Below are 17,855 nucleotides of genomic sequence, written 5' to 3'. Positions count from 1 at the left end.
TTTAGCAAAAAGTTGTTTCGCTAGATTCTTTTTTTCACTAGCTGATAATGTGGTAAAAAGCTCCCTGACAGATTACCATCAGGGAGCAAGATTAGGAAAGCTATTTTCGTATACCTCTTTATAACGATCTTCGTAATATAAAACACGTTGGACATAATGACGGGTCTCCCCAAACGGGATATTGGAGATCGTTTCACGAGTCCCTTCCCATTGCTTATTATGCAACCAATTTTTCACATTTCCTTGTCCTGCATTATAAGCAGCCAATGCAAGTACTTCATTCCCTTTAAACATTTGTAACAAATAAGCTAGATACCAGGTACCTAAATTAATGTTAGTTGCAGGATGTTCCAAATCAGCAGGATACAGCATCTCTAGCTTCCCTTGAGACTGTATCCATTCTGCTGTGTTTGGCATCAATTGCATTAAGCCGACTGCTCCTTTTTTCGAAACCAAATCTGGCTTAAATTTAGATTCGGACCGAATGACAGCAAGCACAAGGTATGGATTTACTTCGTATTTCTTACTCACTAACCGAATTTGTTCCTCATATTTGATCGGGTACATTAGTTTCCAAACAATGGAGGAGTTTAGCAGCAGATAGATGATAATCAAAACGGAAAACAAGAGAATAGCAGAGCGTAGCGTTTTCATGGGATTATCTCCGCAAGCAAGCTAGTTACCAAATCATCCACCTGCTTCTGAGTGTCTGAGCGGCTACCTTGGTTATCGATTACATAATTAGCTAATTTACGCTTTTCTTCAATATTCATTTGGGCTCGCAAACGCTTTTTCGCCTGCTCCTCATCAAATTCATCCCGCTCCATTAACCGTATAAACTGTACGGATTCTGGTACGTAAACAACCACAACTCTGTCTACCATATAGGTAAGCTTGCTTTCATACAATAACGGTATGTCCATAAAGACAAGCCGTTCCCCGCGTTCCTGAGCTAGAGTAGCTTGCAGACGCATTTCCTTGCGTACTTCTGGATGAACGATTTCATTTAAAACCATTCGTTTTTCTCTATCACTAAAGATCATTTCCCCTAGCACTGCACGATTTAAGGCACCTGTCTCATCCAATACACTCGTACCAAAGTACTTGACAATCCCATTGTAGGCCGGTTTGCCCACCTCTACCACTTCTCGGGCAATAAGATCCGCGTCGATAACGGTGACTCCCCGTTCACGCAGCATGGCTGCAACAGTACTTTTTCCGCTCGCAATTCCTCCTGTTAGACCCAAAATCACGCTATCTCCTCCTTCCCGATTAGCGGTCTATTTTTGACAGGATGGGCAAAAGTGCGTTCCGCGTCCTCCTACAACAATTTTCACAATCTCTGTAGAGCAGCTTGGACACAGTTCTCCTTTTTTCCCGTACACCTTTAATACTTGTTGGAACATCCCCATTTCACCTTGTCCATTTACGTAGGATTTAATAGAGCTTCCTCCAGCATCAATCGCTTCTTGTAGGGTCTGTACAATACTTGTATGCAAAATCTCTATTTGCTGATTCGTCAATGTATTAGCTACCCGTTCTGGATGTATATTTGCTCGGAAAAGAGCCTCGTCCACATAGATATTCCCCAAGCCCACCATAAATTCCTGATTTAATAGCAAGGGTTTGATTTTAGTGGTCTTACGCTGTAACATGCTGGAGAGCAAGGTAGGTGTAAAGGCTTCGTCTAAAGGCTCTGGTCCCAGCTTTTTAAGTGGCTCCACCTCTTGTTCCTTACCTAATGGAATCACGTCCATCGTTCCAAATTGACGCACATCCCGATAGCGAAGCTCCGTTCCATCCGTGAAATGAAAAATCACATGCGTATGCTTTTCTATCTCTTCAGAGGATTGATAAACTCCATATCTTCCTTCCATACGCAAATGTGAAATTAATACATCCTGATCGAGGATAAATTTAATAAATTTTGCTCGCCGTTCAACAGCATGAATGGTTTGTCCAACTAAAATGGATTTAAATTGTTCCACATCGGCAGGCCGGCGAATAATCCGTGGCAACAATACGCTTACCCGTTCAATCTTCTTGTTCAGCACTAGTGTTCTCAGCGTCCGAACAACGGTTTCTACCTCTGGTAGTTCTGGCATTAGATGTCCCTCCTACTTGGCGTCATACCAGGTTTCCCCATAATTTACATCTACTTTAAGTGGAACGTCCAGTTTAAGTGCGTTCTCCATCACGTTAGCTACCAGCTTTTGCATCGTTTCTAATTCATCCTCTGGAACCTCAAACACCAATTCATCGTGTACCTGAAGAAGCATGCGGCTTTTTAGCTGATTCCTAACGAGGGCCTCTTGCATCTGGATCATCGCTAATTTAATAATATCGGCAGCCGTTCCTTGAATAGGAGTGTTCATAGCAGTACGCTCTGCAAAAGAACGTAGATTAAAGTTTCTACTTGCAATATCTGGTAGATATCGACGGCGGTGCAACAGTGTCGTCACATAGCCATCCTTCTTTGCCTGATGCTTAATCTCTTCCATGTAATTCTGAACACCTGAAAATACATCAAAATAGCGTGCTATAAATTCAGCCGCTTCCTTACGCGGTATATTTAAATTCTGAGATAAACCAAAATCGCTGATTCCGTAGACAATTCCAAAATTAACAGCCTTCGCTTGACGGCGCATATTGGAAGTTACCTCGTCTTCGCTTACTCCGAATACGTCCATCGCTGTGCGTGTATGAATGTCCATATTATTTACGAAGGCGTCAATTAGGTTGGGGTCCTTCGAAATATGCGCTAAAATTCTCAGCTCGATCTGCGAGTAATCAGCAGCAAGGATATAGCAGTTGTCATTTGTCGGCACAAATGCTTTCCTTATTTTACGCCCCTCTTCCAAACGGATCGGGATGTTTTGTAGATTCGGCTCCGTGCTGCTAAGCCGTCCAGTAGCAGTTGTGGCTTGGTTAAAGCGTGTATGCACCCTGCCTGTTTTGCCATGAATCTCTTTTAAAAGGCCTTCAATATAAGTAGAACGTAGCTTACCTAATTGACGGTACGTAAGAATATCTATCACGATCGGATATTTTTGCGCCAGCTTCTCTAGCACATCTGCGCTGGTAGAATAGCCTGTCTTCGTTTTCTTCTCAGGCGGAATCCCCATGCGTTCAAACAGAATCTCCCCTAATTGCTTCGGAGAATTTATGTTAAACGTAGTACCTGCCTGCTCATAAATTTTCTCAGTCAACGCCTCTAATTGCTTGTCCAGCTCCTCGCCCATCTGATGAAGCTGCTCCTGATTAATCAGAACACCTATCTCTTCCATGTCGGCCAGCACGAGACTAAGTGGCTGTTCAATCTTTGTGTAAAGCTCTGTTAATTGGTTAGCCGTAAGCTCTTCTTTGGCTTGAAGAACACTCTGCCACAAAGCCTGCGCCTTACGCGCTACGTGTTCACTAATGAGCTCCATCGACGGTAGGCTTCGCTTTGCCCCTTTGCCATAGATATCCTCATCAGACGCCACCTTGACAGACGAGAATTTGGCAGTCGCATCAGATAGAGTAGGGTTGCTCTCACTAGCATTAATCAAATAGGATGCAAGGAATAAGTCAAAATCAATTCCCTTTACGTCCATTTCATGCCAGCAAAGTCCAACCGTTTCACGTTTGCCATCAAAGACCCATTTTTGTTTAGAGGCATCCTGTAGCCAATCCGTAAAGGCTGTCCAGCTTTTAGCCGTTTCATAAGGAATGAATAAAGCTTGTTCTTCTGTAGCTAAGCCAAATCCAAGAATTGGCGCATAATGATAGTTCTCTCCATCCATCTCTACCACCAAGCTCATGGGAGAGGTCAACAGAGGCTCATAATCGGCCAATTTACCTTCTTCGACAACGGTATAAGTAAAAGGCTTGTCTGGTAACGAAGTGTTCGCTGAAGAGCCTTCAGACGCTTCTACACTCCCCTGGCCATAGCTATCTGCAATGCTATTGCCACCCTTTACCTTAGATAGTAATGATTTAAATTCCATTTTTTTAAAGAACTCAATTAGCTTATCAGGCTCGTATCCTGTAAATTGAGAATCAGCAATACTGATATCAACTGGTATATCACGCATAATGGTTGCAAGCGATTTACTCATTTTTGCTTGCTCCACATTGTTGCGTAGATTTTCCTGTAGCTTTTTGCCAGACACCTGCTCGATATTAGCTAGCACCTCTTCAACAGAACTGAATTGGTGCAATAATTTAAGTGCAGTTTTCTCCCCTACCCCTGGAACACCAGGAATATTGTCGGAGCTATCTCCCATTAACCCTTTCAGGTCAATGATCTGTTCAGGCTTTAAGCCATATTTTTCAAAGATTTCCTCTGTCGAATACAGCTCGATTTCACTAATCCCTTTTCGCGTAATTGCTGTAGATACATACGGGGACACTAATTGCAGCATATCTTTATCCCCGGTGATTACGGTCGTTTTGATCTGTTCCTCTTCAGCTCGTAATGTTAACGTTCCGATGATATCGTCAGCTTCATAGCCTTCTAATTCAAATCTTTTTATCGAAAACGCGTCTAATAGCTCGCGAATTAATGGAAATTGCTCGGATAACTCTGAGGGCGTCTTAGCGCGTCCTCCCTTGTACTCTGTATATTCAGAGTGGCGAAATACCACTTTACCTGCATCAAAAGCAACTAGAATATGAGTCGGTTTCATTTCATCTATTACTTTTAGCAGCATGGTCGTAAAACCAAGTACTGCATTCGTGTGAAGTCCTTGTGAGGTGGACAGTAGCGGCAACGCATAAAAGGCACGGTTAGCGATACTATTCCCATCAATCAGCACAAAATGGCTCATGTGCGTCCGACCCCTTTCTGTTAATTCATTACCTTTCATCTTACCACAGGTAGACCTAAAAGGAAAAAAGGAAACTGGGCAATCGCTTACCCACGAAGAGTCCGTTTCATATCAGCGTTTCATCACGGTTGTGAGTTGGACTTTCCTCTTGTAAAATAAGGGCAGACTACATATGATCCGACCAGTGATTCTAGCTGGTTTTTTCATTTTTTCAATAACGATAACTGTTGTGACTGAGAGGATATTACAATCATGGAGAGACCCATCATACCGCCTTATTTTGCCTTATTTTTAGCTGTTTTAGCCATTTCAACATCTGCTATCTTTGTTAAGCTATCATCGGCGCCAGCACCAGTCATAGCCACCTATCGCCTGTTGTTTTCCGTTATATTGACCATACCCTTTCTGCTTATTAACAAAGGTACTTGGCGTGAAATCGTTCAATTTAGCAGAAAGCAATGGCTATTAAGTATTCTATCTGGAGGCTTTCTAGCCGCTCATTTCCTGCTCTGGTTTGAATCACTTCATTATACTTCCATTGCAAGCTCTACGGTGCTTGTAACGCTTCAGCCTCTATTTGCCTTTGTCGGCGGCTATTTTCTCTTTAAGGAACGCCTGAGTAAATTAGCCATGGCTGGTGGTATTTTTGCGATCATGGGTAGCTTTGTAATTGGTTGGGGAGATTTTCGTGTAGGAGGAATGGCTCTATACGGAGATTTACTAGCCTTGCTTGCAGCCTTTGTTGTGACGTTATACTGGTTAATTGGACAGTACCTTCGTCGGGGTATATCATCGACAGCCTATAGCTTCGTTGTCTATCTCATCAGTTCTGTCTTTTTGCTTGGACATAGTTTATTTTATGGTCATGCACTGACAGGATATCCGCTCGCGGACTGGGGATGGTTTATCTGTTTAGCTTTCTTCCCTACTTTACTTGGCCATTCTATTTTGAATTGGGTCATTAAATGGCTAAATACTACTACGGTTTCCGTAGGGATTCTTTTTGAACCGATTGGCACCTGCATTCTTGCTTATTTGATTTTTGGGGATATCGTTACGTTGCCACAATGGATGGGCGGCTTCATCATTCTGTTCGGCATTTTCCTTTTTATCCGCTTTAACAGGCCAAAGGAGGAACTGAATCAAAATGAAACGACGTAGTTTTTTTAAAGGAATGGGTGAATATATAGCTAACCTTCCCAGATGGGGAAAAGTAATTTGGACGATCGTGCTTGGTTATATGGTCGCCCGCGTGATTCATTTCTTATGGTAGGAATATGAAAAATCCCTTGCTTTTGACAAGGGATTTTTGTTTTTTCGTCTAATGAATATCTTTTTTGGCAAAATTACCACCAGAAACATCAGAAACATGCTCAATGGCGATGAACGCACTGTCGTCAATCTCGTGTATAATAGCACGCAGCTTAGCCACTTCCAAGCGCGTAACAACACAATAGATCATTTGTGTTTCTTCCTTGCTGTATCCACCACGTGCGTAGACATAAGTTGTACTACGTCCCAAACGCGCATTAATTGCCTCAGAAATCTCTTCGTATTCTTTCGAAATAATCGTTACTGATTTAGATTCATTTAAGCCCTCTACGACAATATCAATCAATTTAAAGGCTATATAATAAGTAAAAATCGAATACATAGCAGAATCCCATTCAAAGACAAAGCCAGCCATGATAAAAATAAAGAAATTGATAAACATGATAAGCTGCCCAACAGGAACTCTCGTTTTTCTAGATAGCAGGATCGCAACGATTTCCGTTCCATCTAATGTACCCCCAAAACGGATAACTAGACCTACACCCACCCCAAGAATGACACCACCAAACAAAACGGCGAGCATTTTTTCATTCGTAAATGCGGGTACATGATGGAGCATAGAAGTCGTTAACGACATGATTGCGATTCCATACAAAGTAGAAATAGCAAAGGTTTTACCGATTTGCTTAAAGCCAACAATCAAAAACGGTAAGTTGAAGAAGAAGAGAAATAATCCCAATGGTAAATTGGTAATGGAGGACATCATAATGGAGATACCAGCAATTCCTCCGTCAATCACTTTATTAGGAACAAGGAACAGCTCCAGTGATACAGCCATCATAATGGCTCCAATGGTAATGAAAATAAACTTTAGTAAAAACGAAGATAGGGTCGTTTTTTTGTGTTGCTTAGCCATATGTTTTCATCGCACTCCCTCTTTCTTGTGGATCGTCTCTAGTAGAAACCTAGTAATAATGATAGAAATATTTATAGTTGATTGCAACTTTTTTCATTTATTTCTTATACTTTGGTTATAATTTCTACCTTTTAAGAGAGTACAAATTTCCTTAGTGTAATGGCAATTTTGGCTGTGATTTACTACTTTCATTGTCTAATGGCTGGTCAGTTTCTTCCGGCAATCGCTTACGAACGGTAGGTACCTCACGCGGATCGAAATCTAAATCTGAGAAGGAAAATATCCGAACAGCCACCATGCCATTAAAAGCTCTTGCTCGAATCAGGATTGGGTATGCATAGCGATTTTGAAACCGAAAATCGGGACCATACCAGCTAACCGTCGCGTCTCTGCCTGGAGGTACATAAGCAACATTACGGCTATGGGCATAACGCTGTATAATTTTTAAACCCGACTTGTCCACAGCATTATATAAAGTAGAAGAAACCTGACAAATTCCCCCGCCAATTCCTTCCGATAATTCCCCGCGAACAATTACTGGAGCAGGTAAATATCCCCTTTTTGTCGTTCTTTCTCCTACTGTTTGATTAAAAGAAAACGTTTCTCCAGGAAACAACACCACATTGTCGATGGATTTGCTAGAGAGGGCAATATTACTAGCTCGATTCTTATTGCGAGGATTATAGTAAGTAGCATAAGCACCAATCTGTTTTTGTGAAACGTCTTTCAATAATGAAGCATCTACCTTAGGTAAAACGGTAAGCGTAGGAATTTGCAAGTGAGTTTGTTGATTGGTATAAAAATAAGAAATAAATGATTCCATAAAGGCTTGACGATTTAAACGTTGACCATTTTTTTCTGGGATGATTTTCTCACGTTCATCCCATTTAGCATTCATTGGAGAACGATATACCTGCCTCTCAAGCCTTGACATGTACGCTTCCAGTTTCGAAACATCCAGGATAGGAATATGTGTAAATGGAAGAGTAAATGCTTTTCGGTCTATTGAGACGACATCCTGGTTCATTTTTTGAATAACTGGTACATTTCCTTGTAATTGTAAAACCAGCATCAAGCCTGCCATCAGACTGATCACAGAATCCTTCACCTCCCTTTTGTAGTATGAACAAGAGGTGATTATTTCACTCGATGACTAATGCCTAGGAAATCTTTTTTCGCACAGGAAATCTTTACAGTAAAAATAGAGTGCTACAGCTCTAATGGCGGTTTGGCACTCTATTTCATTCCATCAACTATGAGATTGGATTGTCCAAGGGTAAGGTAACCGAAAACACAGAGCCAACACCCTCCGTACTTCTTACAGTAATTGATCCATGTAAAGACTCACATATGTGCTTCACAATAGCTAAGCCTAAACCAGTCCCACCAGAATCTCGTGATCGAGCCTTATCAACACGATAGAACCGCTCAAAAATCCGTCCAAGATCATCCTCTGGAATCCCTATGCCCGTATCTGCCACATCCAGGTAAAGATAATCCTCATCCCGTCTTAGTTCAATCGTGATGTTCCCGCCCTCTGGTGTATAAGCTATCGCATTTGCCAGCAGGTTAAGCAAAATCTGCTGCAAGCAATCCTTATCAGCTCGTAGCATAATTCCTTGATCGGCAGGCAAAATGAGCTTAAGCTCTTTTCGTTGCAGTTGTTCCCGAAGCAAGACTGCTGTTTCTTCTATGAGCCGGTGCATCTCTACCTCAGTGTAAGTCAGCGTTATTCGTTTCTGCTCAATTTTAGATAAATCTAAAATATCACTAATTAATCTAAAAAGACGTTCACTCTCGTCATAAATAATTTGCAAAAAGTGCCTGCTAATCTCTTCATCCTTAAGTGCTCCGTCTAATAAGGTTTCCGTAAAGCCTTTAATAGAGGTAATAGGTGTGCGTAGCTCATGGGAAACATTCGCAACGAAATCACTGCGCATCTTTTCTAATCGGCGGATATCTGTAATGTCATTTAACACTGCCAGAACACCTTTAATTTCACCACGGTAGTTCACATAAGGAGAAAAATCAGCATAGATCATCCGCTCTGTTGGATAAAAAATATGAATTTCATCCCGCTTGCGTTCCCCCGTGCGCATAACATCATCAATATGCTTACTAAAGCCATAATTATGACCTGCTTCAAAATGTAATTTCCCTACTAATTCAGAACTAGATATGTTCAGCATTTTTTCAACCGCATTATTTATAAGCTCAATTCGCCCATTCTCGGCGATTAAAATCACGCCACTAGGCATCGTTGCCAGCACTCCTGTTAAGCGTTGCTGATTCTCCGATATTTGATACATCTGTTGTTCCAAACTAGACGCCATAAAATTAATCGCTGTTGCTAATTGACCTAGTTCATCGCGAGGCTTAATTTTGACGCGACTCTCGTACTGACGCTGCGTAATATTTCTTGCTACCCGAATAATCTCTTCAATTGGCTTTGTAATACCATGAGAGATGCGTGAACTGACAATGCTACCGATAATCAAAGTAATTACAAGTCCCATGACCAAACTAAACCACATCTGATGGACAGATTGAGTAATGGTCTGCATGGACATAGCGGAACGAACCGCCCCAACGACTTGTCCTGTTTTATTATCCTTCAGTGGCACAGCCACATAGATCATCTGCTGATGAAGAGTATCACTTTCCCGATGAGCGATTCCTACCTGCCCCCTGAGGGCCGCTTCGATCTCTGCCCGATGAGCATGATTTTTCAGCTTTTGGTCTACACCTGAGGTATCAGCCATTACGACTCCCAAAGGGTCAACAACAGTAATACGTACCTCCATAGATTCAGTAAAGTGCTGAATTTGGGCTTCCAAACGCTCCTGCTGAGTTAATATTTTTGGATCAATGATTGTTTCAGAGATAAATAAGGCTTCTTTTCTTAAAAGATCATATTGCATCTGTAGATAGGAGCGTTCCATAACTTTCCCAATAAATATCCCGATCACAATAAGAACAAGCGAAATTAAGCTTAGTATTGTAAAGGTAAGCTTCAGGCGAAATCGATTCACTGTACCCTCCCTGACCTAGCCTTCTAATTTATAGCCGAGACCACGCACCGTTTTAATATAACGTGGGTTTTTGGTGTCCTGCTCCAATTTTTCTCGCAAATGGCTGACATGCACATCTACAATTCGAGAATCACCTACAAAATCATAATTCCATACTGCATTAAGCAATTGGTCACGTGTTAAAACACGCCCAACATTACTTGCAAGGTATTGAAGCAACTCAAATTCTTTCGGAGTTAGCTCCACCTTCTCATCACGGAGGAAGACCTCATATTTTTCTGGATAGATCACGATTTCTCCAAATGAGTACTGACGCTCTTCTTCTTTTTCCTGATCTGGTTCTGGCTTAGCATTAAAACGGCGCAAAATAGCTTTGACTCGTGCAACAACTTCTCTAGGGCTAAAGGGCTTTGTGATATAATCATCTGCTCCCAATTCGAGTCCTAAAATTTTATCCAGCTCATCCTCTTTTGCCGTCAAGATAAGGATAGGAGTATTGATTCGTTCCTGACGAAGTGTTTTGCAGACATCTAGACCATCCATATATGGAAGCATTAGGTCTAAGATGATAAAATCTGGCTTCTCTTCACGCGCCATTGTTAACGCCTGTTTGCCGTCAAAAGCGGTAATTACCCCATAGCCCGCCTTTTCCAAATTAAATTGAATCAATTTAGAAATAGATACCTCATCTTCTACTACCAAAATCTTCGTCACTTATGCTTCCCCCTACATGTAATTCTCAACTTATCTCTTCTATAGTATTGCCTTTATGCATTGTATTCTAGGCTTGTAATCTCAGTCTGACAGATGACATTTAGCGGTGCAAGTAATTTTCTTGTAAAGATTTGGTTTTCTTCCTGTAAGGATTGATGGATGGCGTAGTGGTGGGATAGATAGCGGTTACAAACAAAAAGGAGAGCAACGATGGCTCTCCTTTTTAGTCATACTTTTTTCTATTGAAGAACTTTCATGACATTGCGAACAGCGTCAGCGGATTTTTCCAAAGCTGCTTTTTCGTCTTCTGTCAATTCTAGTTCATAGACTTTTTCGATACCATCTTTACCAAGCAGGGTTGGTACACCTAGGTATAGATCTTGGTAACCATATTCGCCTTGCAATAAAGCGATTGATGGAAGAATGCGTTTTTTGTCTTTTAGGATCGCTTCTGCCATTTGAACGATAGAAGCAGCCGGTGCATAGTAAGCGGAACCATTACCCAACAGGCTAACAATTTCACCGCCACCTTTACGGGTGCGTTCTACGATTGCATCAAGACGATCTTTTGGAATTAATGTTTCTAGTGGAATACCACCAGCATAGGAATAACGAACAAGTGGAACCATGTCATCACCGTGTCCACCTAGTACGAAGCCTGTTACGTCTTCTACAGATACGTTCAATTCTTCAGCAACGAATGTACGGAAACGAGCTGTATCTAGGACACCTGATTGACCAATAACACGCTCTTTAGGGAAACCAGATGCTTTGTAGAATGTGTAAGTCATTGCATCAACTGGGTTAGACAATATGATAACAGTTGAGTTTGGAGCATAGATTTTTACGTTTTCTGCTACTGATTTCATGATACCAGCATTGGTATTTACCAAGTCATCACGGGACATACCAGGTTTACGAGCGATACCAGCAGTAATGATAACCATATCAGCACCTTGGACATCCGCATAGTTAGCAGTACCTGTGATTTTTGAATCAAAGCCTAGTACAGGGGAAGATTCCATCATGTCTAATGCTTTTCCTTTTGTAGGATTCTCTAATTGAGGGATATCAACAAGAACAACATCACCCAATTCCTTTTGAGCTAGGATAAAAGCTGTTGTTGCACCTGTGAAACCACTACCGATGACTGCGATTTTTTTGCGTTGAAAAGACATGTAATAGACCTCCTCAAGTTTTCGATTCCTAAAGATTTTTGATTAAGGCATCTGCAAATTCAGATGTTTTCAGTTCTTTTGCACCATCCATCAGACGGGCAAAATCATACGTAACTTCTTTAGATGAAATTGTTTTTTCCATTGCTGCTATCAACAGATCAGCTGCTTCATTCCAACCTAAATGACGAAGCATCATTTCACCAGACAGGATTACAGAAGATGGGTTTACTTTATCAAGACCAGCATATTTTGGAGCTGTACCATGGGTTGCTTCAAAAATAGCATGACCTGTCAAATAGTTGATGTTGGCACCAGGGGCGATACCAATACCTCCAACTTGTGCAGCCAATGCGTCGGAAATGTAATCACCATTTAGATTCAATGTAGCTACTACATCATATTCTGCTGGACGAGTCAAGATTTGTTGCAAAAAAGCGTCTGCAATCACATCTTTTACGATTAGCTTGCCTGCTGCTTCTGCTTCTTTTTGGGCTTGATCGGCATCTTTTCCTTCCGCTTTTAAACGGTCGTACTGTGCCCATGTAAATACTTTATCACCATATTCCGCTTCAGCAACTTCATAACCCCAGTTTTTGAATGCGCCTTCGGTAAATTTCATAATATTACCTTTGTGAACAAGGGTTAGAGATTTACGGTTGTTTTCTAAAGCATACTCAATTGCAGCGCGAACTAAACGTTCTGTACCATCTTTGGAAACAGGCTTAATACCGATACCAGAAGATTCTGGGAAGCGAATTTTCTTTACGCCCATTTCGCTTTGTAAGAATTGAATAACTTTTTTAACTTCATCGGACCCCTCAGCCCATTCGACACCAGCATAGATGTCTTCAGTATTTTCACGGAAGATCACCATGTCAGTAAGTTCTGGGTGTTTAACAGGAGATGGTACTCCATCGAAGTATTGAACAGGGCGTACGCAAGCATACAGATCAAGCTCTTGACGCAATGCCACGTTGATAGATCGAATTCCACCTCCAACTGGAGTTGTTAAAGGTCCTTTAATTGCGATCAGATATTCACGAATTGCTGTTAATGTATCTTCAGGCAGCCACTCACCATATTGATTAAATGCTTTTTCACCAGCAAATACTTCAAACCACGCGATTTTTTTCTCGCCTTTATATGCTTTTTCTACGACTGCATCTAAAACGCGAACAGATGCATTCCAAATATCAGGTCCAGTTCCATCCCCTTCAATAAAAGGAATGATTGGATTGTTAGGTACAACCATTTTGCCATTATCTACGGTGATTTTTTCTCCATGTGTTGGTGCAGAAAGATTTTTAAACAAAGGAACCCCTCCATGTTTTTATAATCTGATCTCTTTTTATAATACATGAAAATCCTGCCAAAGGACATGCCTAGAACCACCAAATCTCACACGATTGGCAGTTCCAGAATTTTCATTGCAAGTGAACTATCTTTGATCAATCGGTTTAAAATGTTGATTTACTGGCCCAATATAGTCTGCACGCGGGCGAATTAAGCGATTGTTTTCATATTGCTCCATGATGTGAGCCGTCCAGCCAGACATACGGCTGATCGCAAAAATAGGAGTAAATAAGTCAATAGCTAAACCAAGTGACACGTAAACCGAAGCAGAATAGAAGTCTACGTTAGGCTTTAATCCTTTTTCACCTGTAACCATCTCTTCAATCTTCACTGACATTTCGTACAATTCTGTTTTGCCTTGTTGTTCAGTTAATTCTTTAGACATATGACGCAACCACTTTGCACGCGGATCGCCATCTTTATAAACACGATGACCAAAGCCCATGATTTTTTCCTTATTGTCCAAAGCCTGACGAATATAAGGAACGACTCTGTCTACAGATCCGATTTTTTCTAACATCGTGGCAACAGCTTCATTAGCTCCTCCATGTAATGGGCCTTTCAAGGTTCCAATTGCTGATACCACACCAGAATAAATGTCTGTTAGAGTAGCAACTGTCACGCGTGCTGAAAATGTAGAAGCATTAAATTCATGGTCGGCATGTAAAATTAATGCTGTATCAAATGCTTTTACTGCCGTATCAGATGGTTCTTCTCCGCTTAGCATGTACAGGAAATTTTTAGCAATTGAGTACTCCTCTCTAGGTGCAATTGGTTCCAATCCCTTACGAAGACGGTCATAGGCCGCAACGATAGTGGGCGTCTGAGCGGTTAGTCGGATCGACTTGCGATAATTTGCTTCCTTTGACATTTCCTGTGCCTCTTTGTCGTAGAGCGCTAGCGAAGAGACAGCTGTGCGCAATGCCGCCATAGAGTGAACGCCTTCGGGAAAATTACGAATGCTTTCAATAAGCTCTTGAGGGATTTGGGCGTTTGCTCCTAATTCCTTCTGGAAGGCTTCCAGCTGATCGCGCTTCGGTAGGGCTCCATGCCAAAGTAGATATACCACTTCTTCAAAGGTAGCGTTTTCAGCTAATTCATCAACATTAATACCTCTATAGCACAACACGCCATCAATGATTGAACAGACTGCCGATTGAGCAGCAACAACACCTTCTAAACCTTTAGTAGCTGTCATATGCGTCTCTCCTTTTCTGTATAGGTTTAAATGCTATTTTTCTTGATAAATCTTCTCCCCCTATTCTTTTGCGAAAAAATCGAAAAAAAAGAATTTTCTTTTTGCATAAAGTAAAAGGCAGGAAAGTAAGACATAAGATATATAACGGGTAAACTAGAAAAGAAAGAGTAAAACAACAAAACATGATTTCGACACCAATTATAAAAGATATTGACGATTTTGTGAATGATAAAAATTCAAACAGTTATACTTTAGGCTCAAAATGTCTTAAAACTTGCGTAAAATGTACCTCTTCCTGCATAATAATACGTGACAGAAAAAGTGAAAGTTTAATGAATTGATAGATCAGGAGGGAACTACACTGACCCCGGAAACTTGGCTAACGCGCCTTTTTCAAGGCATTCGTTTTTTATGGGTGATTCTTTGCATCGTGGCCTTGTATTTTGCAGTCATCAAGATCACTCCTCTTATTTACCCATTTATTATCTCTTTAATCATTGCGATTATTGTAAACCGCCCAGTCACTAATTTAACGGAACGGCTTCGATTTCCCCGTTGGCTGTCCGTAACAGTAGTTTTGCTGCTTTTGCTACTTATTGTCACTGGGGTCATTACATTGGTGATCAATACGACCGTAAATGAAATCGGAAATTTGGTCAAGTTACTCCCTAGACTTTCCGTAGAGTTTACTGGATATATCCAAAATTTTCTAGCGCATGATTTTATCGCTAATTTATATCATCGGTTCCAGTTTTTCTATACACAACTGGATTTAAACTCTCAGACTACGATTGATTCTAACGTAAAAGAAGCACTGCACACGATTAGCAATAGCTTTCAAACTATTATCGTGGGAGCTTTATCTGGCATCAATGCCTTCCTTTTGTCACTGCCAAGCTTAGGTACGGTATTTGTCATCTCCTTGTTAGGTGCATTTTTCTTGAGTAAGGATTTTTACCTGTGGAAATCACGCATGCACAAAATTTTACCCACTGGTGTTAATCATCGAATGGATCAAATCGTCTTAGACTTGCGTTCTGCATTGGTAGGGTTTTTAAAAGCGCAGCTTACTCTTATTTCAATTACCGCAGCTATTGTGATTATTGGTCTTTTGCTTTTGCGTGTGGAGTATGCGATTACGATAGGGTTATTAACCGGTCTGGTCGATTTGCTACCATATTTGGGCACAGGTACAGTCTTTGTACCTTGGATCATTTTCTTGTTCTTTAAGGGGCAATACGGTCTTGTAGTAGGTCTTTCTGTCTTGTATGGCATCGTTGTGATCTTCCGTCAGATTATCGAGCCAAAGATTGTTGCTGAAAGTGTAGGACTAGACCCCTTACTCACACTGGTAGCCCTATTTGCGGGATTAGAATTGTTCGGTGTGCTAGGTTTGATTATTGGACCGGTTAGCTTAGTGATTATCAACGCTTTAGTTAAGGCGAAAATCTTTGAAGATTTATGGATGTATATCGTAAAGGGGAAATTGTAACTAGCGTAATTCGTAATACGATTGTATTACAGCTTCCCTGAGTTAAAGGCGCCACAGCATTTGGACTTGGCGCCTTTTTCATATGTTTAACGGCACAAGAAGTAGCCTCCTAGCATTTCAGATACTCTTGGTTATCCCACACACTAACTCCTATTCAACAAAAAAGAGGCCCGCTCCTGGTATTATCCCCTTACGGTAGACAGTAAAAAAAGAGTTCATGATATCATGGATTCATTACTGTTAACCGGAGGGGTTTTTTCATGCCACCAAAAAAAGGACAAGTCTTTACTCGCTATAGCGAAGAAATTAAAAAGGAAGCTGTGCGCCTACGGGTCGAAGACCAGTGGAGCTATGCCATGATCAGAAAAAAACTGGGAATTAAAAGTGATGCCCAAATCATCGCGTGGGTTCAGAAGCACCAAAACGGAGAATCATTTGTGGACTATCGGGGGCGCTGGAATAAGAAGCATTTCAGCAGCGTAGAAGAGGAAAACGCCTACCTGAAAGCGCAGGTGGAATATCTAAAAAAGCTCAATCCGAATCTTCATGGGGAGGGAAGTTGGATAAGCAAGCCCGATTTAGGACCATCGAAAAAATGAGTCAGACCTACTCCATCACGACACTATGTAAAATTGCGGAAGTATCACGTGCTGGTTACTACAAGTGGAAATCGGCTTTAGGATATCGACAGATTCAATTTGAGCTGGAAACCAATCTAAAAGAACATATTCTTGCTATTCATCGACTTCGTCCTATTTTCGGCTATAAACGCATGAGAACAGCCCTTCTCAAAGAAGGGTTCTTGGTTAACCACAAAAAGGTGCGTAGGCTTATGCGAGAGCTGGAGATTCGCTCTGTCATCCGTAAGAAACGCCCCTTTGCGGGGCGAAAACCATCCGTTGTCTTTCCGAATGTTCTCAACCGAGAATTTACAGCAGAAACGATTTTGAAGAAATTTGTAACAGACATTACCTATATTCGAGTTGGTCATGATTTTGTCTATTTATCAGTCGTTTTAGACCTTTATAACAACGAAGTTGTCGCATGGGACATGTCATCTCGCAACGATCTACAACTCGTTTTGGACACGATAAAGCATTTGAATGCACAAGGGGCCATTTTGCATTCTGATCAGGGATTCCAATACACAACAAAGTCTTACAAGATATTGCTTGAAGAGAAACAGCTCATTGGAAGCCATTCAAGAAGGGGAAATTGTTTTGATAACGCCTGCGTGGAATCGTTCTTCTCACATTTGAAAACAGAGAAACTTTACCTTGAAAAACCAGCAAGTCAAATGGAGGCTCGAAAACTGATCACGGAATATATCAATTTTTATAACCAAGAACGTTTTCAGAAAAAACTTGGCGATCTCTCCCCGGTAGAGTACCGTGAAGCGATCGCCGCATAACGAACTTACTCTTTTTTCATTGTCTACTTGACGGGGCTACTACCATCCCATCAGGTCGCTTGCCCCTCTTTTCTTATCTTCTAAAATGAATAAACTTGATCATTTTCCCAGAAGCAATCATCGACATAATCCATGCTTTTAAGAAATAGCGCAATATCATTCTCGTATATGGTATTAAAAAGATAATACCAATGATATCAGTGAAAAATCCAGGAAACACAAGTAAAAAACCGCCAAATAGGATAAACAAGCCATCCAACAATGCGTCAGTCGGCATTTGTCCTCGCGATAGCTGTAGCTGTAATAATTTTAAGGTCTGCGTTCCCTGATTTTTAGCAAGATAGGCCCCTACCACCGATGTTAAAATGACCAACAGGATCGTCCAAGGTCCTCCAATCACTTTTCCTACTGCAATAACTCCCCAAATCTCCAAAATCGGTATGATTAAAAAAAGCACAAACAACATTCGTAACCACAT

Annotated in this window: 16 protein-coding genes; 4 read left to right on the top strand and 12 right to left on the bottom strand. The window is 41.1% G+C overall.

The window, feature by feature from the left end; genetic code table 11:
- Positions 1-78: 78 nt before the first annotated feature.
- Genes BRLA_RS04550 through polA form a run of 4 tightly spaced genes read right to left on the bottom strand, consistent with a single transcriptional unit; the run spans position 79 to position 4,811 of the window.
- A complete protein-coding gene (locus BRLA_RS04550; RefSeq protein ID WP_003335227.1) occupies positions 79-654 on the bottom strand; it encodes a lytic transglycosylase domain-containing protein in 576 nt (191 codons plus the stop codon).
- Positions 651-1,253, bottom strand: coding sequence for a dephospho-CoA kinase (coaE, locus tag BRLA_RS04545; protein ID WP_003335228.1), 603 nt, complete (start codon positions 1,251-1,253; stop codon positions 651-653). The genes BRLA_RS04550 and coaE overlap by 4 nt, the downstream gene beginning before the upstream one ends.
- A 27-nt stretch (positions 1,254-1,280) precedes the next feature.
- Positions 1,281-2,105: a DNA-formamidopyrimidine glycosylase gene (mutM, locus tag BRLA_RS04540; RefSeq protein ID WP_003335229.1), complete on the bottom strand. Its 825-nt coding sequence runs from the start codon at positions 2,103-2,105 to the stop codon at positions 1,281-1,283.
- A gap of 12 nt (positions 2,106-2,117) precedes the next feature.
- The gene (gene polA, locus BRLA_RS04535; protein WP_003335230.1) at positions 2,118-4,811 is read right to left on the bottom strand and encodes a DNA polymerase I; all 2,694 of its coding nucleotides are present in this window, start codon (positions 4,809-4,811) and stop codon (positions 2,118-2,120) included.
- Positions 4,812-5,063: 252 nt separating this feature from the next.
- Between polA and BRLA_RS04530 the strand changes: the two genes are divergently transcribed.
- Positions 5,064-5,972, top strand: a complete 909-nt coding sequence (locus tag BRLA_RS04530) for a DMT family transporter (protein ID WP_003335231.1) — start codon at positions 5,064-5,066, stop codon at positions 5,970-5,972.
- Positions 5,959-6,084 (top strand): hypothetical protein, encoded by a 126-nt coding sequence (locus tag BRLA_RS24935; RefSeq protein WP_003339126.1) that lies wholly within the window; start codon positions 5,959-5,961, stop codon positions 6,082-6,084. Before BRLA_RS04530 ends, BRLA_RS24935 begins: the two co-directional genes overlap by 14 nt.
- Positions 6,085-6,132: 48 nt before the next feature.
- Here the strand turns inward: BRLA_RS24935 and BRLA_RS04525 are convergent, their stop codons facing one another.
- The 7 genes from BRLA_RS04525 to citZ form a co-directional block, all read right to left on the bottom strand.
- Positions 6,133-6,999, bottom strand: a complete 867-nt coding sequence (locus BRLA_RS04525; RefSeq protein ID WP_003339127.1) for a YitT family protein — start codon at positions 6,997-6,999, stop codon at positions 6,133-6,135.
- 151 nt (positions 7,000-7,150) lie between these two features.
- Positions 7,151-8,095 (bottom strand): VanW family protein, encoded by a 945-nt coding sequence (locus tag BRLA_RS04520; protein ID WP_003335233.1) that lies wholly within the window; start codon positions 8,093-8,095, stop codon positions 7,151-7,153.
- A gap of 157 nt (positions 8,096-8,252) precedes the next feature.
- Entirely contained in the window at positions 8,253-10,031 is a 1,779-nt protein-coding gene (gene pnpS / locus BRLA_RS04515; RefSeq protein WP_003335234.1) for a two-component system histidine kinase PnpS, read from the bottom strand.
- A 15-nt stretch (positions 10,032-10,046) separates the two neighbouring features.
- Positions 10,047-10,745: a response regulator transcription factor gene (locus BRLA_RS04510; RefSeq protein WP_003335235.1), complete on the bottom strand. Its 699-nt coding sequence runs from the start codon at positions 10,743-10,745 to the stop codon at positions 10,047-10,049.
- Positions 10,746-10,984: 239 nt separating this feature from the next.
- Entirely contained in the window at positions 10,985-11,923 is a 939-nt protein-coding gene (gene mdh / locus BRLA_RS04505; protein ID WP_003335236.1) for a malate dehydrogenase, read from the bottom strand.
- Positions 11,924-11,951: 28 nt separating this feature from the next.
- Positions 11,952-13,235, bottom strand: coding sequence for an NADP-dependent isocitrate dehydrogenase (icd, locus tag BRLA_RS04500; protein WP_003335237.1), 1,284 nt, complete (start codon positions 13,233-13,235; stop codon positions 11,952-11,954).
- Positions 13,236-13,361: 126 nt separating this feature from the next.
- Positions 13,362-14,474 (bottom strand): citrate synthase, encoded by a 1,113-nt coding sequence (gene citZ, locus BRLA_RS04495; protein WP_003335238.1) that lies wholly within the window; start codon positions 14,472-14,474, stop codon positions 13,362-13,364.
- A gap of 337 nt (positions 14,475-14,811) precedes the next feature.
- Between citZ and ytvI the strand changes: the two genes are divergently transcribed.
- Both ytvI and BRLA_RS04480 read left to right on the top strand, forming a co-directional pair.
- Positions 14,812-15,966, top strand: coding sequence for a sporulation integral membrane protein YtvI (gene ytvI, locus BRLA_RS04490; protein ID WP_003335239.1), 1,155 nt, complete (start codon positions 14,812-14,814; stop codon positions 15,964-15,966).
- A gap of 260 nt (positions 15,967-16,226) precedes the next feature.
- A protein-coding gene (locus BRLA_RS04480; RefSeq protein ID WP_119912828.1) for an IS3 family transposase occupies positions 16,227-17,377 on the top strand; the annotation gives its coding sequence in 2 pieces (ribosomal slippage) (positions 16,227-16,488 and positions 16,488-17,377; 1,152 coding nt in all).
- A gap of 73 nt (positions 17,378-17,450) precedes the next feature.
- Here BRLA_RS04480 and BRLA_RS04475 read toward each other — a convergent pair.
- Entirely contained in the window at positions 17,451-17,855 is a 405-nt protein-coding gene (locus BRLA_RS04475) for an FxsA family protein (RefSeq protein WP_003339133.1), read from the bottom strand.

This window comes from Brevibacillus laterosporus LMG 15441, assembly GCF_000219535.2.
Classification (GTDB): domain Bacteria; phylum Bacillota; class Bacilli; order Brevibacillales; family Brevibacillaceae; genus Brevibacillus_B; species Brevibacillus_B halotolerans.
This window is presented reverse-complemented; position numbering and strand designations above follow the sequence as displayed.